The sequence below is a fragment of the Marinobacter sp. genome (assembly GCF_041595835.1).
Classification (GTDB): domain Bacteria; phylum Pseudomonadota; class Gammaproteobacteria; order Pseudomonadales; family Oleiphilaceae; genus Marinobacter.
Map to the genome: position 1 here is coordinate 53,734 of NZ_JBFHJO010000009.1, position 21,532 is coordinate 75,265.

Genomic DNA, 21,532 nt, shown 5'->3' on the forward strand with positions numbered 1-21,532 from the left:
CAAAGATATCAGGAGTAGATCAGGTGAGAACCATGAAAACAGTCACGCGTCGTTTGGGTAAGACGTTGTTGCTGGTCGGAGCGGTCGCCCTGCTGGGTTCGGTTTCAGTTGCCCAGGCCAATGACGTTGTTGCCCTGAAACACGCGCTCTATGGAGCGGGCTATAACATTTCAGACGTTCGCCCTTCGATGGACGACAATACTCGTTCGGAGTTGGTTCGTTTTCAAAAAGATCAAGGGTTGGAAGCCAATGGTATTCTGACTGAAGAGACTAAAAAGGCTTTGGGCATGGTGCCCGTGCAGCAAACAGCATCTTCGGGTGGTGGAGCCGCCTCTTCAAGCTCCGTTATATCTGAAACGGTGGAGGCCGCCTCAGAGGCGCCGAAAGCGGATCAGACTGGAGAGAAAAATAAAGAGAAGGATGAGGGCTGGTCACTTTGGTGATCTAGTCATCGGAGGCGAGAAAAAGCCCGACTCACAACGGTGGTCGGGCTTTTTGTCGGGCAGGTCGTTAGTCCAGTTTGGACAAATCTCTGACAGCTCCCTTATCAGCGCTGGTAGCAAGCAAAGCATAGGCCTTGAGTGCTGCAGAAACCTTCCGCTCTCTTGGCTGATCAGGCTTCCAGCCTTTAGCATCGCGGGCGCTCCGACGCTTATCCAGCTCTTCATCACTAACCTGGACATTGATTGAGCGGTTGGGGATATCGATCAGAATGGTATCGCCGTCTTCGATAAGACCGATAGCACCACCGGCTGCAGCTTCTGGTGATGCATGGCCGATCGAAAGACCGGACGTGCCACCAGAGAACCTGCCATCCGTGAGCAGTGCGCACTCCTTGCCGAGCCCTTTAGATTTCAGATAGCTGGTAGGATAGAGCATTTCCTGCATTCCGGGGCCGCCGCGGGGGCCTTCGTATCGAATGATCACTACATCGCCTGGTTTAACATCGTCGTCCAGTATCCCGGCAACGGCTGAGTCCTGGCTTTCAAATACCCGGGCTTTACCTTCAAACACATAGATGCTTTCGTCTACACCCGCTGTTTTTACAACACAGCCGTTCATGGCAATGTTGCCATAAAGAACGGCCAGACCGCCTTCAGAAGAATAGGCGTGTTCTGCGGTGCGGATGCAGCCGTTCTCGCGGTCACCGTCCAGGCTTGGCCAGCGGGTGCTTTGGCTGAACGCCGTCTGGGTGGGGATGCCCGCAGGACCCGCTTTATAGAACTCAATCACTTCCGGCGTTGGTGACTGCATGATATCCCAGGTTTTCAGGGCTTCTTTCATGGTTTTGCTGTGGACGGTTGGCAGATCAGTATTGATCAGTCCTGCGCGATCAAGCTCTCCCAGAATGCCCATGATGCCCCCGGCCCGGTGCACATCTTCCATGTGATATTTGGGCGAGTTCGGAGCCACTTTGCAAAGTTGAGGTACCTTGCGGGACAGGCGGTCGATATCGGCCAGGTCGAAATCAACCTCGCCTTCCTGAGCGGCCGCCAGAAGGTGCAGAATAGTATTGGTGGAACCGCCCATGGCGATATCCATGACCATGGCGTTCTGGAACGCTTCGAGAGAGGCAATGCTGCGAGGTAGTACGCTGTCATCGTCTTGCTCGTAGTAGCGTTTTGTGTTTTCTACAATCTGGCGTCCTGCTTTGAGGAACAGCTGTTCACGGTCAGAGTGAGTCGCCAGCAAGGAACCATTGCCTGGCAAGGATAGACCAATGGCTTCGGTCAGGCAGTTCATGGAGTTCGCTGTGAACATGCCGGAGCATGAACCGCAAGTCGGGCAGGCGCTGCGCTCGTACTCGGCCACTTTTTCGTCGCTGGCGGTAGGGTCAGCGGCGATAACCATTGCGTCGACCAGGTCGAGCTTGTTTTCAGATAACTTGGTTTTTCCGGCTTCCATTGGGCCACCGGAAACAAAGATCGTAGGTATGTTGAGGCGCAGGGCGGCCATCAGCATGCCTGGGGTGATTTTGTCGCAGTTGGAAATGCACACCAAGGCGTCGGCACAGTGTGCATTGGCCATATATTCAACGGAGTCTGCGATGATTTCCCTGGACGGCAAGGAGTAAAGCATGCCGTCGTGACCCATGGCGATACCATCATCGACAGCGATGGTGTTGAATTCCTTGGCAACACCACCGGCCGCTTCGATTTCGCGGCAGACCAGTTGGCCCAGATCCTTCAGGTGAACATGGCCCGGTACAAATTGGGTGAATGAGTTAACGACGGCAATGATGGGCTTGCCGAAATCGTCATTTTTCATCCCTGTGGCGCGCCACAGGGCGCGGGCTCCGGCCATATTCCGGCCTGCTGTTGACGTGTGCGAACGATACTGGGGCATGATGTGGTGCTCTCTCCCTAATGATCTTGTTTAAGCGACTAACTGCCTTTGGATGCTAAAAGAAGAGGATACCAGATTCGGCGCCGCTCGCATGGCTGTTTTGCTGTCTGGCGTTTACAATGCGTAACAATCAATGTGATTTGTTCGATATCAATTTCTGAGGAGTTTGTTTATGGGAGGCCAGGAAAGGCTATCTCTACGACGGTTAAAAGGCTTTAATCCACTTGGTCGCTTGACCGATGGGCAATTAGTCCTTTTGGCCAGTCGGGCTGAACGCAAAACGTACAGTCCGGGTCAGAAGGTCATGGAGCGTGGCGTCCGGGACGGGATGGATTATTTTCTCGTAACCGGTACGGTGGAGCTGAACTCTCAGGATGGCAGAAAGTCTGTTCTTGAGGCGGAAACAGACCAGGCGGCCAACCCGGTTGCCCGGCTACAACCCAGAATGTATGACGTAACAGCGGTAAAGCATTGTGAGTTTCTGGTTATCGATCAGGAAGTCCTGAATCAATTGCTTCGGGCGGCCCCTGTTGCTCAGGTGGAAATTGATTCAATGGTCGGCGCTGGCGAGGAGAGTGAAGAGCATCATTTGCTGATGGAGTTCTACTCTGAACTGCGCTCCAATCAGGTCCAGTTGCCAAGCGTGCCGGAGGTTGCCTGGAAAGTCCGGCGGTTGGTCGATCGTGAAGACTCCGGTGCAGCCGAGGTAGCTACTGCTGTTTCAGCGGACCCTGCCATGGCGGTTAAGTTGGTTCGGGCTTGTAACAGTCCTTTATATCGCGGTTTCAGTGATGTCAGAAATGTGAGGGAATCCGTCGTCCGTCTTGGGATGCGAACAACGCGTCAGCTGGTGACAGTGTTTGCTATGCGGGAAGTTTTTAAGTCCCGTCAGCCGGCTCTTCAAAAAGAAATGGAAAAGCTGTGGCAGCATTCCCGGGAAGTCGCGGCACTGTGCTGGGTGTTGGCAGATCAAGCCACTAACCTTGACCCCGAAGAGGCTATGCTGGCAGGGTTGCTGCATGATATTGGTATTGTGCAGGTTCTGGTGCAGGCGGAGTATCACGTAAATCTGTTTGCCGATGAAGTGAATCTCCACCATGCCATGTCAGAACTGCGGGCGGATATTGGTTGTGCCGTATTGGAACACTGGTCGTTCCCGAAGCCCTTTGTTGAGGCAGCCCGTTATGCCGAAGACTGGCAATACGAATGTCGGGAACCAGCACCTCAGCTGGTAGATGTGGTTATTGTAGCTCAGCTGCATTCTATGGTGGGTTCCAGTCAGAGTTCTGGTCTGCCGGCTTTTGATGAGGTGCCTGCCTGGCACCGGTTGGGCGCGTTGGAATTGAATGCCTCTCGTAGTCTCCAGCTACTGAGTGAGGCCCGAAAACGGGTGGATGAGGTCCAGAAGCTGTTATCTGCCCGTTAAATAAACGTTAGTTCCGGAGTTTGCCTTGCGGTGATTGAAACCATTATGAATGTGCCCTTGTTCCCTCTGAATTCCGTTATTTTGCCCCAAGGGCGCGTCCCGCTGCAGCTGTTCGAGCCGCGTTATATCGACATGCTTACCCGTTGTCTGAAAGAAGACCGTGGGTTTGTTGTTGTGTTGTTGCAGGATGGTCCGGAAACCGCACGAAACGCAGCTTTTTACGATATTGGCACCTATGTGCGGATCATCGATTTCCAGCAACTGGACAATGGCCTGCTTGGGATTACTGTAGAGGGGGAGGTCAAGGTGACGGTGGTTCGGAGCTGGCAGCAGGACGATGGGCTCAATGTCGGGGATGTTGAGTGTTTGATTGCAGAGGCTGAATGTGATGTGCCGGAATGTTATCAAGAGCTACCGTCGGTACTTCGGGCATTGTTTCGTCACCCGGCTATTAAAGATCTTGATATGGATGTGAACTATGACGACGCAAGGCATGTTGGCTGGAGGCTGACAGAGTTATTGCCCTTGGATAAGCAGGAAAAGCAACGTTTGGCAGAGCTGCAGGATCCGCTTGAACGCCTTGATCGATTACAAGAACTGTTGGAGGTGCTTGAGGGGGAATCCTAGGCCTTAGCCGAGTAATTGATAAGTGCTGCCTCCCAGTGGCCGGAGATATAAAACGTTGAGAATACCAGCCAAATGATTAATGCAGCCCAGCTGAGTATGTCAGGCTTGAGCGGTACCCTGTCAAAACGACTATAGCTGGCCCTGATTACGCCGGTGACAGTCAGCCCCAGAAAGAAGCCTCCCAGAACATCGGTAAACCAGTGAACCCCGAGATACAGCCTGCTCAGTGCGACGGGTAGCAGTGGCAGTGATAGCAAAACATAGCTTTGCCAACGCTGCCTTTGGTGATTTTCTCCTGCAATAAAACTGGCTGCAAGTGTCACAAGAACAGTAACACCTGCGGTATGGCCGCTGGGAAAGGCGCCGGACTCTGGTGGGTTGAATACCTGGTCAGGCCGACTGATACCGATGCCTGCTTTCAATAGCCAGACGCTGACAGCGGTTAGCAGTGCTGCGGCTGCTACATGCAAAGCGGCAGCATAGTACCCTCGAAGAGCGAGTACAGTTGTGGTCAGGATGGCTGCGGTGACCAATACGGGAGGGTCTCCAGCCAGCGTAAAGGCTAGCAGTGGCAAGTCCAGAATAGGCTGGCGAAGCAGGCTGAACCATTCTGTGACCTGCTGATTGAACAATTGAAGTGAGCTGCTGAAGGTTACCGCCTGGGTAAGAATCAGAAATAATGCCAGGGCGGTGGTCGCCATCATTAATGAGGGCAGGGGAAATTCACCTCTGTGAGATGGCCGGGCGCTGGTGTACAGCCTCCAGAACCGGTGTGTTGCGTCGTATTTCGCCATCCGGGATTCCAGCCAGCTATAGAGCCGGCTGCCCTGGCCAAGGTCAAGGCGTGCTCTGAGGGCAATCAAATAAACGCCGATCAGGGCAATGCCGCTAATGGTGAGTATCAGATAAAAGTGGGGTGGTGGTTTTATTCCGCTGGCCAAGGCGGCTCCGACCAGATAGCCGGGAAGAATATACGTTAACGCCCAGCCGACTGCAGACAGTAAATTAAACAAAAGGAAGCGTCGCCAAGGCATGTGGAGTGCGCCGGCGATGAGTGGGATGATGGGACGGATAGGGCCGACAAACCGGCCAATGACGACGCTCTTACCACCGTGGGTGTTAAAAAATGATTCGCCCCTGGCAATCAGCTTTGGGTAGCGGCTAAGGGGCCAGACAGTATTGATGCGCCCCTGCAGAGCCCTGCCTATGGCAAAGCTCAGTACGTCTCCGGCTACCGCGCCTGCGCCAGCCCAAATCAAGGCTTCAGAGAGTGGCATTCCTGACTTGCCAGCGAGTGCCGCAAATGCAAAAAGCATAGCTACACCGGGCACGATCAGGCCGGCGATGGCCAGCGACTCGATAAAAGCGGTTGCGGCAAGAATAAGTGCCAGCCAGCCAGGGTTGGTGGCCACCCAGGAGGTCACATCGTTGAGCCAGGTTTCACTCATGCCTTGACGGGTTCTCCGGGGCAGAACCAAGCGGAATCAGCACCTCTCTTGCGGGCCTCATTCATGGCATGCGTCGCTCTGGACCGGAGCGAGTCGGTACTGGTGTCGCCGTTGCCGCGGGTGGTGCAGCCGAGGCTTACCGAAACTGTCCCGACTTCAGGCCAGTCATGTTCGGTAATGCTGCGGCGAATACGTTCAGCAATGACCCGCACGCCCTCTTCCGGAGTGAAGGGCAGAATCAGAAAGAACTCTGAGCCATTCACTGTGTAGAGGGTGTCACCTGCCCGGATGATTTCAAATAAATGTTCGGTAATGCTCTTCAGCAGATTTTGCAGGCCGTCCTTACCATAGAGATCCCGAACTTCATCGGCATGGTCCAGATTCAGACTGACAACTGAGAGCGGATGGCCCGTCGCAATGGCCCGACTGATTTCTTTTTGCAGGGTTTCGTCGAGGAATCTTGCATTATGAGCGCCGGTTTCCGGGTCAGTGATTGCCAGATCCTGGGCCGATTGTGCCATGTGGTCATAGCTCCAGATATACAGTCCGGCTACAGCCAGCAGTAAAACCAGCCCGGAACTGGTAATCAATGCGTCAGCTGTTGGTTGCTCCAGCCAGATAGCTATGATCAAAGGGATAAGCAGCAAGGTTGAAAGCGCCAGGCCATGCCGCAGAGGCAGAATGGTCAAATTAAGCACCAGTAAGGGCATGGCCCAGTGGCTAATGCCAGGAGCATTCATGGTAAAGCTTGAGACAACCAGGCCGCAGTTCAGCAAGCACAGAATGATCAGATGGCCTGGCGCTGAAAGCTGATGGCGCCGACAGATCAGGGTGTATATCAGCCCTGCGGCCAGCAGTGCCGTCATTGCCAGGGCCAGGTAAAACAGTTGATAAAAGCCGTAACGCAGATTTTGTAGAGCCAGCCCGCCAATAAAGATGGCCGCCAATGTGTAGGCTACGCTGTGGGTCCAGGTTCTGAGTCGGGTTTCCGTCATTGTGCTGCCTCTTCAAAACCTGTGGGGCCATTAATGTCGGTTGGTACTGGGTTGCTGTATGTCTGCGTTCGGTTGCCGCCTTGTTGCTGAGCTCGGCGCAGAGCGTTAGCGGCACTGATTTGCAGACTGTCAGCGTCATCGCCGATGTTCAGGCCAGCAACGCCAGCACTGACGGTTAATTGTAGCCCGTGAGACGTCATGAGGGTGCATAGGTCTTTGCGAATTTGTTCTGCAGTTTTCGCAGCTTCCGCGGTATTTGCTCCTGGAAGAATTACCAGAAACTGCAGGTCAGCTATTCGGTAGTAGGTGTCAAAGTCTCTTAGCTGAGAATGTAAGTAGCGGCCGATGCGGGGCAGAATGGCGCGAATGTCTTCATCTGGGTCAGCATCGCTCAGGTGGGTGTCCAGGCCGATAACCAGCGCCGACAAGTTGGTGCCCTCCCGTTCGCTGCGCTGAATTTCTTTGTGTAAATCCGCCGACAGGTACTCTCTGCTGGCAGCCTGTGTGAGTTTGTCTGTGCGTCGCAGGGGTTCAAGCTGGCGGGCTTTGTACTTTTGCAGAAAAACCAGGATAGCGCCAAGCAGGGTGGTTAGCACGAAGGCACTGACCATCTGGTGCCGGTCGGGCAGGGTGATGACCCATTGGGTGCAGGACAGCACAATGGCAACTAATGCAGCAGAGACAGCGACTGCAAAATAGCCTGGAATAAGCCCGAAGGTGATCAGGGGAAGAGCATAAAACCAGTGGCTTAGTGCCCAGGGGCCAAGCCAGAGTGCGGCCACCAGTGCGAGATTCAGGGTGACAAAAAACAGCATGCGCAGTTGTGGCCAGGGCGCGGCCTGGCGGTGCCGGTTGCCCTGCATGCCAGCAAGAAACAGACCGGCCGTTGATGCTGCCGCTGCTGTCGCCAAAGGTTCTCCCAGAGCGGCGCAGGCGGCGGCTGTCAGTGCCAGAGCGATAAAGCCTGTTCTCGAAAGCTTGCCAGGCAGGAATTTTTCGGCCAACTGGAGCATGGTTACTGTCCTTTACGGGCACATCCGTTGAATATTGAAGCTTGTGCAGCGGTATAATAGTCGTTTGAGGTGCGGACTTGAAACGGGAAAGGTAAAGTAAGTCACCGGTTTTAGAATCAGCTTGCAGAAAAAAAGGTAAATCAATGGACGTAGCCGCTTATATGACAGAGCTGGGCCAGAAGGCCCGGTCCGCCGCACGGGAAGTTGCCCGGTCCGCCACTGAAGTGCGCAATCAGGCGCTCCTGGCGACTGCTGATGCGTTGAACGAGGCCAGAGCTGAACTCGCGCAGGCTAACCTGAAAGATCTGGAAAATGGTCGGGCCAACGGGCTTGATGCGGCGATGCTTGATCGCCTGGAACTAACTCCCGCACGAATCGATGCCATGATCGAGGGGTTGGTACAGGTTGCGTCCCTGCCCGACCCGGTTGGCGAAATTACAGATATGACTTACCGCCCATCAGGGATTCAGGTGGGTAAAATGCGGGTGCCTCTGGGGGTTATCGGCATCATTTACGAGTCACGTCCGAATGTTACGGTTGAAGCTGCCAGTCTGTGCCTTAAGTCAGGCAACGCTACCATTTTGCGGGGCGGGTCTGAGGCGATTCACTCCAATCAAGCCATTGCGATGTGTTTGGATAAAGGGTTGGCTTTAGCGGGTCTTCCTAAAGCTGCGGTTCAGGTGGTCACAACGACTGACCGTGCGGCTGTAGGGGAGTTGATCACCATGCCGCAATATGTGGATGTCATCGTGCCCCGGGGTGGAAAGGGGTTGATTGAGCGCATCACTCGCGATGCCAGAGTGCCGGTGATCAAACATCTGGATGGTGTTTGCCATGTCTATATTGATAGTCATGCGGATCCTGAAAAAGCCCTTAAAGTTGCGATTAATGCGAAAACCCAGCGTTACGGTACTTGCAACACCATGGAAACGTTATTGGTGGATCAAGAGATAGCTGAGGATATTTTGCCGTTGTTGGCCGGAGAGTTTGCAGAGAAAAGCGTGGAACTTCGAGGTTGTGAGCGCACGCTTACCATTCTGAAAGATATTGTCGCCGCCACAGAAGATGACTGGCATGCGGAATATCTTGCGCCTATTCTGGCGGTGCGGGTAGTCGACGGTCTGGATGGTGCTATAGATCATATCAACCGCTATAGCTCCCAGCATACTGAAAGTATTATTACGGAAAACTACACCCGGGCTCGTCGGTTTCTCACCGAGGTGGACTCCAGCTCTGTGATGGTTAACGCTTCCACGCGCTTCGCGGACGGCTTTGAGTATGGGCTCGGTGCGGAGATTGGTATCTCTACCGATAAGATTCATGCCCGTGGGCCGGTTGGGCTGCACGGACTGACATCTCAGAAATATGTGGTGTTTGGTGACGGCCATATCCGGACCTGACTGAATGCATGTAATCTACGGCGGGACCTTTGATCCGATTCATCATGGCCACCTGAGGCTGGCTCTTGAGGTGTCTGACACCCTTGAGGTGGATCGGGTACATTTGGTGCCCTGCCATATTCCGCCACACCGCGGTGGTACCGGGGCTACGTCTGTTCAGCGACTGCAGATGATTCAGTTGGCGATCCGTGGCGAGCCCCGTTTGCAGGTCGATGACCGGGAGTTGCAGCGTGCCGGGGCTTCATATACAGCCGATACGCTTCGCCAATTGCGAAATGAACTGGGCGCTGAACAGCCACTGGTGATGGTGGTGGGAACGGATGCTTTTGCCAGCTTTGATCGGTGGAGGGAGTGGCAGGAAATTCCTGCACTGGCTCATGTTGTCGTTGTACGCCGCCCAGGTTCGGATCTGCCTGAAGGTAGTCCGGCGAGCCTGTTGCTTGAAGAGCGCAGGGCAGCGACTCCGGGAGAGCTGAGGCATACTCCTGGTGGAAAATTTTTCGAGTTCAAACCGCCTCTTATGGACATTTCTGCAACAGGTATTCGGCAAAGGATTGCTGACGGGCGCTCGCCTCGTTACCTTGTGCCGGATTCTGTATGGCAGAGAATTCATGATGAAGGCCTTTACGGTGCCTGCCCCGACTGAAAGTTTTAGTGCTACAATCGCGTTTGAATATCACTAATCGGGCGGCCATAAGGGCCATCGCCCGGAACACAGGGTAATTATGCAGGCAGAACAACTGAAAGATCTGGTCGTGAACGCACTTGAAGAGATCAAGGCGCAGGACATCAGCGTGATTGATGTTCGTGATCGTACCAGCGTCACTGATTTTATGGTTCTCGCATCCGGAACGTCCAGTCGGCACGTTAAATCACTTGCAGATTCCGTGGTTTTGGAAGCTAAGGAGCAGGGAGTCCGGGCCAGTAATGTAGAAGGTGCTGCAGGCAGCGACTGGATTCTCGTTGATTTGGGTGATGTTGTCGTGCATCTGATGATGCCGGCTGCCCGCGAGTTTTACGATTTGGAACGATTCTGGCGCGATGCGCCGGATGTTGGTGCGGTAGGCAGAGAGTAATCATGCGCCTGCGAATGATCTGCGTGGGGCAGAAGATGCCCGACTGGGTCACTGCGGGGTACAACGATTACGCGCGCCGGATGCCGCCGGAGTTGCCCCTCGAGCTGACTGAAATTGCTATGGCTCACCGAGGTAAGAACCCGGATATCCCCAGGCTGATGCAGCGAGAAAGCGATGCTATTCTTGCTGCTGTTGGTCAGCGGGACAGGGTGATTGCTTTGGAGGTGGGTGGCCGCCCGTGGTCTACTGAAAAACTGGCCAGCCAGCTTGAAAACTGGCAGCAAGATGGTCGGGATGTATCTTTTCTGGTTGGTGGCCCTGATGGCCTGGCCGATGCCTGTCGGCAACGTGCCGATCAGCAGTGGTCCCTCTCTCCCCTGACTTTACCTCATCCTTTGGTGCGTATTCTGCTCGCCGAGCAGCTATATCGTGCCTGGTCAATCACGCGCAATCACCCCTATCACCGGGCCTAGGACGTTCTATGGCGTGGGGTGAATTCAAAGACACTGCAGCAGAACGCCGGCTCTTCCAGCGCCGTGCTTTGGTTATGCTGATATTTGTGATTGTTCTGATGTCTGGCTTGCTGGTTCGTATGTATCAGCTGCAGATCGTTGAACATGAGATCTACACCACGTTGTCTGATAAAAACCGGGTTCAGGTGCAATCTGTGCCGCCACCCAGAGGCTTGGTGTATGACCGGAATGGAATTCTGATGGCGGAGAACCGGCCCGTGTTCAGCCTGACCATTGTGCCGGAACGGGCGGGGCCAATAGACGAAACTCTGGCCCGGCTTGCCGCCATTATTGACATCGAAGACGAAGACCTCGAACGCTTCAGAAAACGCCTTAAAGAACCCAGACGACCTTATCAGGAAATTCCTCTGTTCTATGATCTTGGTGAAGATGATATTGCCAAAATGGCGGTGCACAGGCATGAGTTTCCGGGGGTGGAAGTGGAAGCTGAACTGGTTCGTTACTACCCGCACAGTGAGCTGACAGCTCACGCACTGGGTTTTGTCGGGCGCATCAACCGGGAGGAACTTCAGAAAATTGATCCCGTCAACTATGCAGGGACACACTACATCGGCAAATCCGGGATCGAGCGGTTTTATGAAAAAGTGCTCCATGGCCGGGTAGGGTATCAGCACGTTGAGACCAACGCCCGTGGGCGGATTTTACGTGTATTGGAACGGGAGAATCCCGTGCCCGGTGAAGACATTCAGTTGCATCTGGACCTCCGCCTTCAGAAGAAAGCCCATGAACTGTTAGAGGGTCGTCGCGGCGCGATTGTGGCCATCGAGCCGGCAACCGGAGGAATACTGGCTTTGGCGAGTGTTCCCGGGTTTGATGCGAACAAGTTTGTGACGGGTATCAGTGTTGCTGATTACCGGGGGCTTAGTGAAAGTATTGATAAACCCCTGTTTAACCGTGCTTTACGCGGTCAGTACCCTCCGGGATCAACAATCAAGCCGATGATGGCCGTGGCTGCATTGGATAGTGGCGTGACCACCCGGGAGCGAAAAATCTGGGATCCGGGCTATTACCAGTTACGTGAAGGCGGGCGCCGGTATCGTGACTGGAAGCGATCCGGTCATGGCTGGATTGATCTTAAAGGCTCGGTTGCACAGTCCTGCGATGTCTATTTTTACGATGTGGCCGTAGAGATGGGTGTTGATACCATGCACAAATATCTCTCTGCCTTCGGGTTTGGGGAAGATGCGACACTGGATGTTGCCGGCGCTCTGAGTGGTCTACTGCCATCCAGTGACTGGAAGCGAGCGGTTCGAAATGAGCCATGGTATCCGGGGGATTCAGTGAACATGGGTATTGGCCAGGGCTTTTTCCTGGCCACTCCGTTGCAGCTTGCAACAGCAACCGCATTGGTGGCCAACAGAGGTGAGTGGGTTGAGCCCCGGTTACTTAAGGATATTCGCGGCGACCGTTCAGCTGATGAGTTTTTACCTAAAGAAACCCATACCCCGTTAACACTGAAAGATAACAGCGACTGGGAATATGTGGTGGATACCATGGAAGAGGTTATGCATGGTGCCCGGGGTACGGCGCGGGCAGCAGCCCGGGGTGCCAGCTATAGAATGGCAGGGAAAACCGGCACAGCCCAGGTTTTCAGCCTTGCTCAGGATGAAGAATACGACGCAGAAGAGATCCGGGAGCGCCTCAGGGATCACGCGCTGTTTGTCGGCTTTGCACCGGCGGATAACCCGCAAATCGCTGTTGCAGTGATTGTGGAAAATGGTGGTGGTGGCAGTAGTGTTGCCGCTCCCGTTGGAAGAGGCTTGTTCGATGCCTGGCTTGAAGAGTTCCCTGCTGCCGAAGCGGCTGACATGCTGGGGCAATCCGACCATGAAGGGAGCACTCACTGATGGCTATGGGTAATAAGCTGTTAGGCTCTCAGGTGAATGCTGGTCTGGGACGCACGCGAAGTATCTGGAGCATATTGCATATTGACCCCATTCTGTTGGCGCTGTTACTGGCGCTTGTGGGTGGTGGGCTGTTTGTGCTCTACAGCGGTGCTGACAGAAATATTGAAGTGGTTAAGGCTCAGGGCATTCGCTTGGCCGTAGCGTTTGTTGTGATGTTTGTTTTTGCCCAACTGGACCCTGCCGTATTCCGGCGCTGGTCGCCCTGGCTATATATTCTGGGCCTGGCAGGCCTGGTGGCTGTTCTGCTGGTTGGCGTGGGTGCCAAGGGAGCTCAGCGCTGGCTGGCTCTTCCCGGGCTACCTCGTTTTCAGCCATCGGAATTTATGAAGCTCGTTGTGCCGATGATGGCAGCCTGGTACCTCTCCAGATATTATCTGCCACCAACCTTTGGCCGGGTAATGGCTGGTTTGATCATCGTATTGCTACCCATGTTTCTGATCGTTCAACAGCCTGACTTAGGCACTTCATTGCTGGTTGGTATGGCTGGAATATTTGTGGTGTTTTTTGCGGGTATGAGCTGGAAATTGATCGTTGCCTTTTTTGGTGTCGTGTCCGTTTCAGCTCCGCTGATGTGGTTTTTCGTTATGAGGGACTACCAGAAACAGAGAGTTTTAACCTTGCTGGACCCTCAAAGTGATCCCCTGGGTGCTGGTTGGAACATTATTCAGTCGAAAACTGCAATTGGCTCGGGGGGGATGGACGGAAAGGGGTGGCTCCAGGGGACACAGTCCCACCTGGAATTCCTGCCAGAAAGCCATACTGACTTTATTGTTGCTGTATTGGCGGAGGAATTCGGTTTTGTGGGCATGCTGCTGCTGCTGACACTGTATTTTCTGATTATTCTTCGTTGCCTGTACATCGCGGTGACGGCGCAGGACTCCTTTGGCCGGCTGTTAGCTGGCGCATTGACCATGACCTTTTTTATCTACGTTTTTGTCAATATAGGCATGGTCAGTGGGTTGCTGCCTGTTGTCGGGGTTCCTCTGCCATTAATCAGTTATGGCGGAACTTCTGGCGTGACACTTATGTCAGCATTCGGTGTGTTGATGTCTATTCACACGCATCGGCGAATGATTACTGCCTGACGCAAAGGAGAATGATGAGCGGCTGGTAATGGTGAATGCCTGCAGGAACCCGGTACAATATTGCGGGTCAGTAGTCTCTGACAAACCAACATTATGAGTTGCGCACAGCTATGGCGAAAATTCTGAATACCTGGTTCCTGGTACCGGCAGTCGTGTTGGGGCTGTCAGGTTGCGCCAGCACCAATACCAGTTCACCAGAGGTGGATCACTCTTCAAGGTATACCTTGAAGCAGGATCGGGCACCCGAAGGAAATTTTGACACCAGCGGCCTGACTGACGCAGTGCCTAGGTATGAAGCTCCTCGTCGCGCTGGCAACAAGTCGCCGTATCAGGTGTGGGGTAAAAGCTATCACGTTGTCGACAGCAACGAAGGCTACGTGGCCAGGGGCACGGCTAGCTGGTACGGGCAGAAGTTTCATGGGCACAAAACATCGAACGGTGAAGTGTTCGATATGTACTCTATGTCTGCTGCCCACAAATCACTGCGTATTCCGAGTTATGCCAGAGTAACAAACCTGGATAATGGTCGCTCTGTGATCGTTCGGGTAAATGACCGGGGGCCCTTTCATGGCGATCGGTTGATTGATCTCTCTTATGCTGCCGCTAAAAAACTAGGTTACCAGTCCCGAGGTACTGCCCGGGTTGAAGTGGCTGCTATTACAGTCGCGCCAGACGGATCTATGTTTTTGGCAGGAGAGCGCTATGACCCCAAAGCCGGTACAGTGGTGGCTGAGGCGCCTCCGAAGCCTGCTGAGAGCGTCGTTGGCGGATCTCAGCAGGCGCTGTTTGTGCAGTTAGGTGCCTTCGGTAGTCGGGAGCCGGCAAATGCTATGCTCGTCCGCGCTCAGGGGGTGCTGGAAAATCCGGTCCGGGTTCGTGAAGTATCAACGGATGGCGGGCGTTTTCATCGGGTACAGGTTGGCCCGTTTGTGAATGAAGAGGACGCCCGATACGCTCAAGGCCTTCTGGAATCCAGGGGGTTTGGTAATTCCATTGTTCTTACCGACTCACACTGAACCGTTTGAGTTCAGAACATACATAAGACAAACATCTGACAGCGAATGAAACTACCCATGGCTTTCAAAATTTTTACTCGAATCTTTTTTCTGGCTTTATCTCTGACTGTTTTTGCCGCCCAGGCTTCAGCTCAGTCAGTGCTTATTCCGTCGGCTCCTCAGATAGCCGGCAGTTCATGGGTACTGATGGACCCTCTTAGTGGTCATGTGATCATGGAGCACAACAGCAATGAGCGTTTGCCTCCGGCCAGTCTGACCAAGATGATGACCGCTTATATTGTTGAGCGTGAGCTCGACGAGGGCCGTATTTCCATGTCGGATATGGTGCCTATCAGCGTTAAAGCGTGGCGCACGGAAGGTTCCAGAACCTTTGTCCGGGAAGGTACCAGCGCAACGGTAGAAGACTTGCTCAAAGGTGTCATTATTCAGTCCGGTAACGATGCTTCGGTTGCGTTGGCGGAGTTTATTGCAGGCAGTGAAGATGCCTTTGTCGATATCATGAACCAGCAGGCGCAACTGCTGGGCATGACCAACACGCATTTCCAGAATGCAACGGGTTTACCTGCTGCGGATCATTTCTCCACAGCTTATGATCTGGCCATTCTGGCTCGGGCGATTATTCAGGATTATCCGGAAAACTATTCGCTGTACGCTGAAAAACACTTCACCTATAACAATATTCGCCAGCCAAACCGTAATGCTCTGCTCTGGCGAGATGACAGTGTGGATGGTTTGAAAACAGGGCACACGGAAGAAGCCGGATACTGCCTGGTCGCCTCAGCAAAACGTGGCGACACTCGTTTGATTGCCTCCGTCATGGGCACCAGTAGTTCAGCGGCCCGGGCTCAGGAAGTTCAGAAAATGCTTAACTACGGCTTCCGGTATTATGAAACCGAGCGTTTATTCCGCGCTGGTCAGGAATTGATGGCTGCAGATGTATGGGGTGGCGCAGAGAATAGGGTTTCGGTGGGTATGGCTGAAGATGTTTATGTCACTATTCCTCGTGGCTCAAGAGCTAAGCTGGAATCTTCAGTCGACCTTGATTCTGTGATTAAAGCACCCATCAAAATGGGCGAGGAGCTTGGTCGGGTTCGCGTAGCTCTTGATGGCGAAGTCTTGATTGAACAGCCGGTGCTGGCCCTGACTGAAATTGAGCAAGGCGGGCTGTTTAAACGCCTGTGGGATTCGATCAAACTCTTTTTCATCCAACTTTTTAATTAAGTCCGCAGGCTTTGGCTGCGACGACTGGGAGTTTAGTAGGGTATGACTGAGCCGAAAGCGCCAAAAATTGAATTTCCCTGCGATTACATCATTAAAGTAATCGGAGATTCCGCTCCGGATTTCACCGAGTTTGTGGTGAGTGTTGTGGACAAGCACGCTCCTGGCATTTCCACTGCCGATGTGTCCGAAAACCCTAGTCGTAATGGCCGGTTTTTATCGGTTCGGCTGAAAATGGTCGCCACGGGTGAGCCGCAACTGAAAGCACTCTTTGAAGAGCTTAAGGCCAGTGGCCGGGTTCATATGGTGGTGTGATGGCAGATCTTATCGTCCGGTCCCTGGGACAACAGCCGTACATGGAAACATGGGAAGCAATGAAATCCTTCACTGCTTCCCGTGATGAAACCACGGTGGATGAGCTCTGGTGCCTTGAGCACCCAAGAGTGTTTACCCAGGGGCAGGCCGGGAAGGCTGAGCACATTCTTCTGCCTGGTGACATTCCGGTTATTCAAGTTGATCGAGGTGGCCAGGTAACCTATCACGGGCCCGGGCAATTGGTTGTGTATCTGCTGATTGACCTATCCCGGCGTAAACTGGGGGTTCGTGCTCTGGTCGATGAGATTGAACAGGCTATTGTTCGTACTCTCGGTGACTATGACATCGACTCAGCATCCAGGTCGGATGCCCCTGGCGTTTATGTGAACGGCGCTAAAATCGCATCACTCGGCCTGCGTGTACGCAGAGGCTGTTCATTCCATGGCCTGGCCCTTAATGTAAATATGGATATGGAGCCCTTTTCCCGGATTAACCCTTGTGGCTACGCGGGTTTGTCTATGTGCCAAGTCAGTTCTTTCGTACCGGGCGTTTCTGTGTATGAAGTGGAACAGCTCCTTGTCAGGCAGTTGGTCTCTGGGCTTGGTGGACAGGATGTAGAGTTCAGGCAGGGTTGGTAGGCCGCCAACATTTCGAACTTTCTAACAGACAGGTTATGCATGTCGACCAGGCAGCCCGGAAAATCCGTTTCTCGAATCAAGACTGGCAGTTTTGAGCGCCGGTTATCTCTGACCAAGGCGGGTTTATTTGCCGGGACTCGCATGGCATCGCATCTGGCCACTAACTGGCTTAGCAGTAAAGAGAACCGGGAAAAGCGTCACAGCGCGATGCTGTCGAACCAGGCTCGGTTTCTGGTGGATGAACTTGGCAAGCTCAAGGGCAGTGTTGTGAAAATCGGCCAGGTGATGGCGCTGTATGGTGAACATTTTCTGCCAGACGAAGTCACCGAGGCGCTGCATACACTGGAGGACCAGACCACATCGCTGGAGTGGCCTGCCATTGAACGGGTTCTCAAGGACGAAATCGGAGCTGAGCGCCTGGCCGAACTGGACGTTGATCCGGAACCCATAGGCGCGGCCTCTTTGGGGCAGGTGCATCGGGCGTTGCGTAAAAGTGATGGGCTTGAGCTTGTCCTGAAAGTGCAATACCCGGGGGTGGCTGATGCGGTTGATAGCGACCTGAATGCGGTTGCTCAGTTGTTGAAGGTTGCTCGGTTGGTGAGCTTTGGTCCGGAATTCAATGACTGGCTGGAAGAAGTCCGGGAGATGATGCACCGGGAGGTCGATTACCGTCTGGAAGCCCGAACCACTGAAAATTTTCGCCAAATGCTTATGGGGGATCCTCGTTTTGTAGTTCCCCGGGTGCTGCAGGAGTATTCGACCGATCATATTATTGCTTCCACCTATGAACACGGTTACCCCATTAACGCTCCAGAAGTCCGGCACCTCTCTTTGGACCGGAGAAGTGCGTTAGGTAAGGCTGCTCTTGAGTTGTTTTTCCGGGAATTGTTTGATTGGGGTGAGATTCAGACGGACCCGAATTTTGGGAATTACCGGATTCGTATTGCCAGGGAAGCGGGAGAAGGCTCCTGGCAAGACAAAATTGTATTGCTAGATTTCGGCGCCGTACAACGATACTCCGAGGCATTCCTTTCCCCGGTCATTCAGATGATCAAAGCATCTTACGAGGGCGACCTGGACTCTGTCATTGATGGCGGGATAACGCTGCATTTTATGAGTCGGGACTGGCCGGCGGCAGTGTTGGAAAAATTTGGTTCGGTGTGTATGTCTGTATTGGAGCCTTTGGCCAAAGATCGAAGCCAATGGCCGGACTACGCAGTAAATAGTCTGGGCGAATATCGCTGGAAGCAAAGTGATTTGCCATCCCGGGTGGCGAAACAGGCCGCTCGGTCAGCTATCAGTCGTTACTTCCGGGTACCGCCAAAAGAATTTGTCTTCCTGAACCGGAAGCTGATTGGCGTCTATACATTTATAGCGGTGTTGTGTTCAGAATTTAATGGCGAGGACCTTCTGAGACAGTACCTGTACAGCAACCGGGAAGGTTAATGTAGCGTCTGCAGTGCTATCCAGATGACGATGGCATACCGCAGACCCTTCCCTATGCCAACCAGAATGATGAAGTTTGGCCAGGGTACCCGCATTACGCCTCCTACCAGTGTTAGCGCATCGCCGCCCAGCGGTAGCCATCCCATTAACAGAGACCACTGCCCGTAACGATTAAACCGGTTTCGGGCCTTATGTAACTGTTGCTCACTGACCGGAAACCAGCGTTTGTGCTTAAAGCGATCCACTTGCCGGCCGATAACTCCGTTAACGACAGATCCTAGTGTGTTGCCCAGCGTTGCCGAGAACCAAAGCCAGAATAACGGCAGTCCCTGGCTGACAAGTGTGCCCAGCAGTATTTCGGAATAGGCCGGTAATAGGGTTGCCGCAACGAATGCGGTGGAAAACAGGGTCAGGTACGCCACGGGCGCTCCATGCTCTATGGTATTAGTTGAAGCTTACTTTAAAAGGTTTTGCCGTCTATGAAACAGCTTTCACTCCGCTTCAAACTCTACGGTTTGGTCATTACGTTGCTGTTGGTTTTAGGGATCAGCATTGTCGTGACGGCTCAGGTCTCTTTGACTGCCATGGAGGACCGGCTGTCTAAGGGAGTGGGTCAAACGGTACAAAGTATTGTGATGGATCAGTTGATTGCAACTGCCGGACAGTATGGTGAGTTGGTGGCTGGCAAATTTGACGCAGCCTATCAGGCACCGGAAATGCTGCGTAGCCTGATTAGTCAGAATATTGAAGATAATCGTCTTGGGAGCATTAGCCGTTGGAGTCTCCAGGCGATGATTAAAACGGTTTTAGCTGACCAAGACAACCTGAGTGCGATCTACGCGCACTTTGAGCCAGATGCCTATGATGGGCTGGATCTTTATTTCACTGATGATGCCGCAGAGCATAGCAGCGATGCGGGTACGCTCGAAATCTACTATTTCCGCAACCCGCAGGGTGATATCGAGTTCAGCCATACAGCGGACCCCTCTGAAAAATATCTGGAAAATCGTGATGAGTTCGGTGTGCGTGAGGCTGAGTGGTATCTGTGTTCAATGGACTCTCTTAAGCCCTGTTTGTTAGAGCCTTATGACTATGAAATAGAGGATGGCTATTCGGAGTTGATGACCAGTCTGGTTGTTCCTGTTCTGAGTGCTGGAAAGTTTGCCGGTGTGGTGGGTGTGGACATCAACCTGACGACGCTGCAAACCATGCTTATTGACGTTAGCCAGAAGCTGTACAGCGGTGAATCAAGGGTCTCGTTAATCAGCGAAAGCGGCTTGATTGCGGCCTCTTCCCATTATCAGCAACAACTGGGGCGGCCTCTTGCGGAAGCCATACCTGGCCTGGCCTCTGAGTTTGCCCGGCTGCATCGGCAGGGGGGGCAGTATGACGACGGAGAAACGCTCGCCGTTGCCTATCCGGTAAAGGTGGCGCTGTCCGGCAGCGAGTGGTCATTATTGATCGAGTTGCCCCGTGATGTTGCCCTTGCAGGTGTCGGCGAAATGACCGGGTTATTGGCATCCGAAGTGGATAATACTGCAACTCGCCAAACAGTGGTTGGTGCGATTGTCGTGCTAATGGCCATTGCTGTACTGATCCTGCTAGTGCGCTCGGTAACCCGCCCCCTCGATGAGATTCGAGACCGAATGCGAAACCTGGCCAGTGCGGAAGGTGATCTCACTCATGATCTGGATATAGATACTCATGCCGAATTGATAGACCTGGCTGGCGGGTTTAACGCATTCCTCGCACGCTTACGGGAAATGATTAACGATCTGAAAAGCGTAAACGCCCAGGTTCATGGCCAGGCTGCAGGTGTGGGCGCTATTGGCCGGGATATTGACGAACAGACAGCCCGTCAGCATCAGGATGTTGACAGCGTGGTTACTGCGATGAATGAGATGTCTGCAGCGGCAGGTGAAGTTGCAGGTTTCGCCGGTGAGGCGGCTGAGAACGCCTGTGCGGCTCGTGATGGTATCCGGTTTACACAGGATACCCTGAGCGTGGCAGTCAGAGGTGTGGATGCGTTGGCTGGGGATATGGGGCAGGCCAGCTCAGCGATCGGCCATGTGGCTCAGCGTAGTGAAGAAATAAACCGGATTATTGAGGTTATTCGGGGGATTGCTGAACAGACTAACCTGCTTGCTCTCAACGCTGCGATAGAGGCCGCTCGTGCCGGGGAACAAGGCCGGGGCTTCGCGGTGGTAGCGGATGAAGTAAGGACCCTCGCCTCCAGGACCCGTGAATCTACCGATGAAATCAGCGATATGATCGAGAGTTTGAGGGGCGATGTGACCGGTGCAGTGTCGGTGATTCAAAGTGGCGTTGAGCGTGCCTCGACGGCAGTGGATGGAACCCGGGAGGCTGCTCATTCATTGGCCACGGTTGTGGAACGTATCGATACCATCGTAGAGCATGTCACTCAAGTTGCCACTGCTGCGGAGGAGCAGAGCTCTGTGAGTGAAGAGATCAATCGTAATTTGACCCAGCTTGGTGACGCAGCTACTGATTTGCGGGAGTTAGCTCATCGTGTTCGCCAGAGTGGTGAGGCACTGGATGGACAGGTGCAGGTTCTGGATCGGGAACTGAATCGCCTGAAAACCTGATTGCTTTCCTGCCTGGGGCAGTATCAGCACTTACTATGACCCCTATGTGAAGCATCAATTTTCAATTTTTGGTGCTCGTGTCATCATTGAATTCGACCAAGGCATTTTTATAATCATCGCAGGGGTTAGCCCCGTGCAACCGGAGGTATTTATGGAGCATGTCACCATCTACGGCCGTATGGGGTGTGGCTTTTGTGTTCGAGCAAGAAATTTATGTGAATCCAGGAACTATCCATACACCTGGATTGATATGGTTGAACAGGGTCTGAGTAAGCAGGACGTTGCAGATCGTATTGGTCGCCCGGTCTACACTGTGCCCCAGATCTTGGTGGGTTCCGAGTATGTGGGTGGTTGTGATGAGTTCTTTGCTTATGTGCGTGAACACAGCGCTTAAGTCCGCTGTGGGTTAGCATTTTTTATCCGATATAAAAAAGCCC

Annotated in this window: 21 protein-coding genes; 16 read left to right on the plus strand and 5 right to left on the minus strand. The window is 53.4% G+C overall.

Annotation, left to right across the window (positions count from 1 at the left end; genetic code table 11):
• The first annotated feature begins 32 nt into the window (after window positions 1–32).
• Window positions 33–443 (plus strand): peptidoglycan-binding domain-containing protein, encoded by a 411-nt coding sequence (locus tag ABYA77_RS05480; protein ID WP_372964942.1) that lies wholly within the window; start codon window positions 33–35, stop codon window positions 441–443.
• A 67-nt stretch (window positions 444–510) separates the two neighbouring features.
• On the opposite strand, the gene ilvD is transcribed toward ABYA77_RS05480, so the two are convergent.
• Entirely contained in the window at window positions 511–2,346 is a 1,836-nt protein-coding gene (gene ilvD / locus ABYA77_RS05485; RefSeq protein WP_372964943.1) for a dihydroxy-acid dehydratase, read from the minus strand.
• Window positions 2,347–2,518: 172 nt separating this feature from the next.
• Here ilvD and ABYA77_RS05490 point away from each other — a divergent pair, with 172 nt between their 5' ends.
• Complete coding sequence (locus ABYA77_RS05490; RefSeq protein WP_372964944.1) at window positions 2,519–3,772, plus strand: HDOD domain-containing protein; 1,254 nt, start codon at window positions 2,519–2,521, stop codon at window positions 3,770–3,772.
• A 45-nt stretch (window positions 3,773–3,817) separates the two neighbouring features.
• Window positions 3,818–4,399 (plus strand): LON peptidase substrate-binding domain-containing protein, encoded by a 582-nt coding sequence (locus tag ABYA77_RS05495; protein ID WP_372964970.1) that lies wholly within the window; start codon window positions 3,818–3,820, stop codon window positions 4,397–4,399.
• Here ABYA77_RS05495 and ABYA77_RS05500 read toward each other — a convergent pair.
• The 3 genes from ABYA77_RS05500 to ABYA77_RS05510 are packed head-to-tail and all read right to left on the minus strand — an operon-like array spanning window position 4,396 to window position 7,855.
• Window positions 4,396–5,847 (minus strand): bifunctional DedA family/phosphatase PAP2 family protein, encoded by a 1,452-nt coding sequence (locus tag ABYA77_RS05500; protein ID WP_372964945.1) that lies wholly within the window; start codon window positions 5,845–5,847, stop codon window positions 4,396–4,398. The two genes, ABYA77_RS05495 and ABYA77_RS05500, sit on opposite strands and share 4 nt — an antisense overlap.
• Complete coding sequence (locus ABYA77_RS05505; RefSeq protein ID WP_372964946.1) at window positions 5,844–6,842, minus strand: GGDEF domain-containing protein; 999 nt, start codon at window positions 6,840–6,842, stop codon at window positions 5,844–5,846. The genes ABYA77_RS05500 and ABYA77_RS05505 overlap by 4 nt, the downstream gene beginning before the upstream one ends.
• Entirely contained in the window at window positions 6,839–7,855 is a 1,017-nt protein-coding gene (locus ABYA77_RS05510; protein ID WP_372964947.1) for a GGDEF domain-containing protein, read from the minus strand. The genes ABYA77_RS05505 and ABYA77_RS05510 overlap by 4 nt, the downstream gene beginning before the upstream one ends.
• 143 nt (window positions 7,856–7,998) lie before the next feature.
• On the opposite strand from ABYA77_RS05510, the gene ABYA77_RS05515 reads away from it, so the two are divergent.
• From ABYA77_RS05515 to ABYA77_RS05565, 11 genes are all read left to right on the plus strand, one after another.
• Complete coding sequence (locus ABYA77_RS05515) at window positions 7,999–9,255, plus strand: glutamate-5-semialdehyde dehydrogenase (RefSeq protein ID WP_372964948.1); 1,257 nt, start codon at window positions 7,999–8,001, stop codon at window positions 9,253–9,255.
• A 4-nt stretch (window positions 9,256–9,259) separates the two neighbouring features.
• Window positions 9,260–9,901, plus strand: coding sequence for a nicotinate-nucleotide adenylyltransferase (gene nadD, locus ABYA77_RS05520; protein ID WP_372964949.1), 642 nt, complete (start codon window positions 9,260–9,262; stop codon window positions 9,899–9,901).
• 79 nt (window positions 9,902–9,980) lie between these two features.
• Window positions 9,981–10,331, plus strand: a complete 351-nt coding sequence (gene rsfS / locus ABYA77_RS05525; protein WP_372964950.1) for a ribosome silencing factor — start codon at window positions 9,981–9,983, stop codon at window positions 10,329–10,331.
• A gap of 2 nt (window positions 10,332–10,333) precedes the next feature.
• On the plus strand, window positions 10,334–10,804 hold the full coding sequence (rlmH, locus tag ABYA77_RS05530) for a 23S rRNA (pseudouridine(1915)-N(3))-methyltransferase RlmH (RefSeq protein ID WP_372964951.1): 471 nt from the start codon (window positions 10,334–10,336) through the stop codon (window positions 10,802–10,804).
• A gap of 8 nt (window positions 10,805–10,812) precedes the next feature.
• Window positions 10,813–12,711, plus strand: a complete 1,899-nt coding sequence (mrdA, locus tag ABYA77_RS05535) for a penicillin-binding protein 2 (RefSeq protein WP_372964952.1) — start codon at window positions 10,813–10,815, stop codon at window positions 12,709–12,711.
• 5 nt (window positions 12,712–12,716) lie between these two features.
• On the plus strand, window positions 12,717–13,856 hold the full coding sequence (gene rodA, locus ABYA77_RS05540; protein WP_372964971.1) for a rod shape-determining protein RodA: 1,140 nt from the start codon (window positions 12,717–12,719) through the stop codon (window positions 13,854–13,856).
• A 110-nt stretch (window positions 13,857–13,966) separates the two neighbouring features.
• Window positions 13,967–14,872 (plus strand): septal ring lytic transglycosylase RlpA family protein, encoded by a 906-nt coding sequence (locus ABYA77_RS05545; protein WP_372964953.1) that lies wholly within the window; start codon window positions 13,967–13,969, stop codon window positions 14,870–14,872.
• A 45-nt stretch (window positions 14,873–14,917) separates the two neighbouring features.
• Window positions 14,918–16,093 (plus strand): D-alanyl-D-alanine carboxypeptidase family protein, encoded by a 1,176-nt coding sequence (locus ABYA77_RS05550; protein ID WP_372964954.1) that lies wholly within the window; start codon window positions 14,918–14,920, stop codon window positions 16,091–16,093.
• A 42-nt stretch (window positions 16,094–16,135) separates the two neighbouring features.
• Entirely contained in the window at window positions 16,136–16,405 is a 270-nt protein-coding gene (locus tag ABYA77_RS05555) for a YbeD family protein (protein ID WP_372964955.1), read from the plus strand.
• A complete protein-coding gene (gene lipB, locus ABYA77_RS05560; RefSeq protein WP_372964956.1) occupies window positions 16,405–17,043 on the plus strand; it encodes a lipoyl(octanoyl) transferase LipB in 639 nt (212 codons plus the stop codon). Before ABYA77_RS05555 ends, lipB begins: the two co-directional genes overlap by 1 nt.
• A gap of 39 nt (window positions 17,044–17,082) precedes the next feature.
• Window positions 17,083–18,489: an ABC1 kinase family protein gene (locus ABYA77_RS05565; RefSeq protein WP_372964957.1), complete on the plus strand. Its 1,407-nt coding sequence runs from the start codon at window positions 17,083–17,085 to the stop codon at window positions 18,487–18,489.
• Here ABYA77_RS05565 and ABYA77_RS05570 read toward each other — a convergent pair.
• A complete protein-coding gene (locus tag ABYA77_RS05570; protein ID WP_372964958.1) occupies window positions 18,486–18,911 on the minus strand; it encodes a YqaA family protein in 426 nt (141 codons plus the stop codon). The genes ABYA77_RS05565 and ABYA77_RS05570 overlap by 4 nt on opposite strands.
• Before the next feature lie 57 nt (window positions 18,912–18,968).
• Here ABYA77_RS05570 and ABYA77_RS05575 point away from each other — a divergent pair, with 57 nt between their 5' ends.
• Window positions 18,969–21,095 carry a methyl-accepting chemotaxis protein gene (locus ABYA77_RS05575; protein WP_372964959.1) on the plus strand — a complete coding sequence of 709 codons (2,127 nt, stop codon included), beginning with the start codon at window positions 18,969–18,971 and terminating at the stop codon, window positions 21,093–21,095.
• 151 nt (window positions 21,096–21,246) lie between these two features.
• Complete coding sequence (locus ABYA77_RS05580) at window positions 21,247–21,489, plus strand: GrxA family glutaredoxin (RefSeq protein WP_372964960.1); 243 nt, start codon at window positions 21,247–21,249, stop codon at window positions 21,487–21,489.
• The last annotated feature ends 43 nt before the right edge of the window (window positions 21,490–21,532 follow it).

What these genes read in the sequence shown, in the direction of transcription:
- rlmH (WP_372964951.1), top strand. Translation starts at nt 10,334, where the DNA reads ATGCGCCTGCGAATGATCTGCGTGGGGCAGAAGATGCCCGACTGGGTC.
- ABYA77_RS05480 (WP_372964942.1), top strand. Translation starts at nt 33, where the DNA reads ATGAAAACAGTCACGCGTCGTTTGGGTAAGACGTTGTTGCTGGTCGGA.
- ABYA77_RS05510 (WP_372964947.1), bottom strand. Translation starts at nt 7,855, where the DNA reads ATGCTCCAGTTGGCCGAAAAATTCCTGCCTGGCAAGCTTTCGAGAACA.
- mrdA (WP_372964952.1), top strand. Translation starts at nt 10,813, where the DNA reads ATGGCGTGGGGTGAATTCAAAGACACTGCAGCAGAACGCCGGCTCTTC.
- ABYA77_RS05490 (WP_372964944.1), top strand. Translation starts at nt 2,519, where the DNA reads ATGGGAGGCCAGGAAAGGCTATCTCTACGACGGTTAAAAGGCTTTAAT.
- ABYA77_RS05545 (WP_372964953.1), top strand. Translation starts at nt 13,967, where the DNA reads ATGGCGAAAATTCTGAATACCTGGTTCCTGGTACCGGCAGTCGTGTTG.
- ABYA77_RS05555 (WP_372964955.1), top strand. Translation starts at nt 16,136, where the DNA reads ATGACTGAGCCGAAAGCGCCAAAAATTGAATTTCCCTGCGATTACATC.
- nadD (WP_372964949.1), top strand. Translation starts at nt 9,260, where the DNA reads ATGCATGTAATCTACGGCGGGACCTTTGATCCGATTCATCATGGCCAC.
- rodA (WP_372964971.1), top strand. Translation starts at nt 12,717, where the DNA reads ATGGGTAATAAGCTGTTAGGCTCTCAGGTGAATGCTGGTCTGGGACGC.
- lipB (WP_372964956.1), top strand. Translation starts at nt 16,405, where the DNA reads ATGGCAGATCTTATCGTCCGGTCCCTGGGACAACAGCCGTACATGGAA.
- ABYA77_RS05550 (WP_372964954.1), top strand. Translation starts at nt 14,918, where the DNA reads ATGAAACTACCCATGGCTTTCAAAATTTTTACTCGAATCTTTTTTCTG.
- ABYA77_RS05565 (WP_372964957.1), top strand. Translation starts at nt 17,083, where the DNA reads ATGTCGACCAGGCAGCCCGGAAAATCCGTTTCTCGAATCAAGACTGGC.
- ABYA77_RS05580 (WP_372964960.1), top strand. Translation starts at nt 21,247, where the DNA reads ATGGAGCATGTCACCATCTACGGCCGTATGGGGTGTGGCTTTTGTGTT.
- ABYA77_RS05500 (WP_372964945.1), bottom strand. Translation starts at nt 5,847, where the DNA reads ATGAGTGAAACCTGGCTCAACGATGTGACCTCCTGGGTGGCCACCAAC.
- ABYA77_RS05515 (WP_372964948.1), top strand. Translation starts at nt 7,999, where the DNA reads ATGGACGTAGCCGCTTATATGACAGAGCTGGGCCAGAAGGCCCGGTCC.
- ABYA77_RS05505 (WP_372964946.1), bottom strand. Translation starts at nt 6,842, where the DNA reads ATGACGGAAACCCGACTCAGAACCTGGACCCACAGCGTAGCCTACACA.
- ABYA77_RS05495 (WP_372964970.1), top strand. Translation starts at nt 3,818, where the DNA reads ATGAATGTGCCCTTGTTCCCTCTGAATTCCGTTATTTTGCCCCAAGGG.
- rsfS (WP_372964950.1), top strand. Translation starts at nt 9,981, where the DNA reads ATGCAGGCAGAACAACTGAAAGATCTGGTCGTGAACGCACTTGAAGAG.
- ilvD (WP_372964943.1), bottom strand. Translation starts at nt 2,346, where the DNA reads ATGCCCCAGTATCGTTCGCACACGTCAACAGCAGGCCGGAATATGGCC.
- ABYA77_RS05575 (WP_372964959.1), top strand. Translation starts at nt 18,969, where the DNA reads ATGAAACAGCTTTCACTCCGCTTCAAACTCTACGGTTTGGTCATTACG.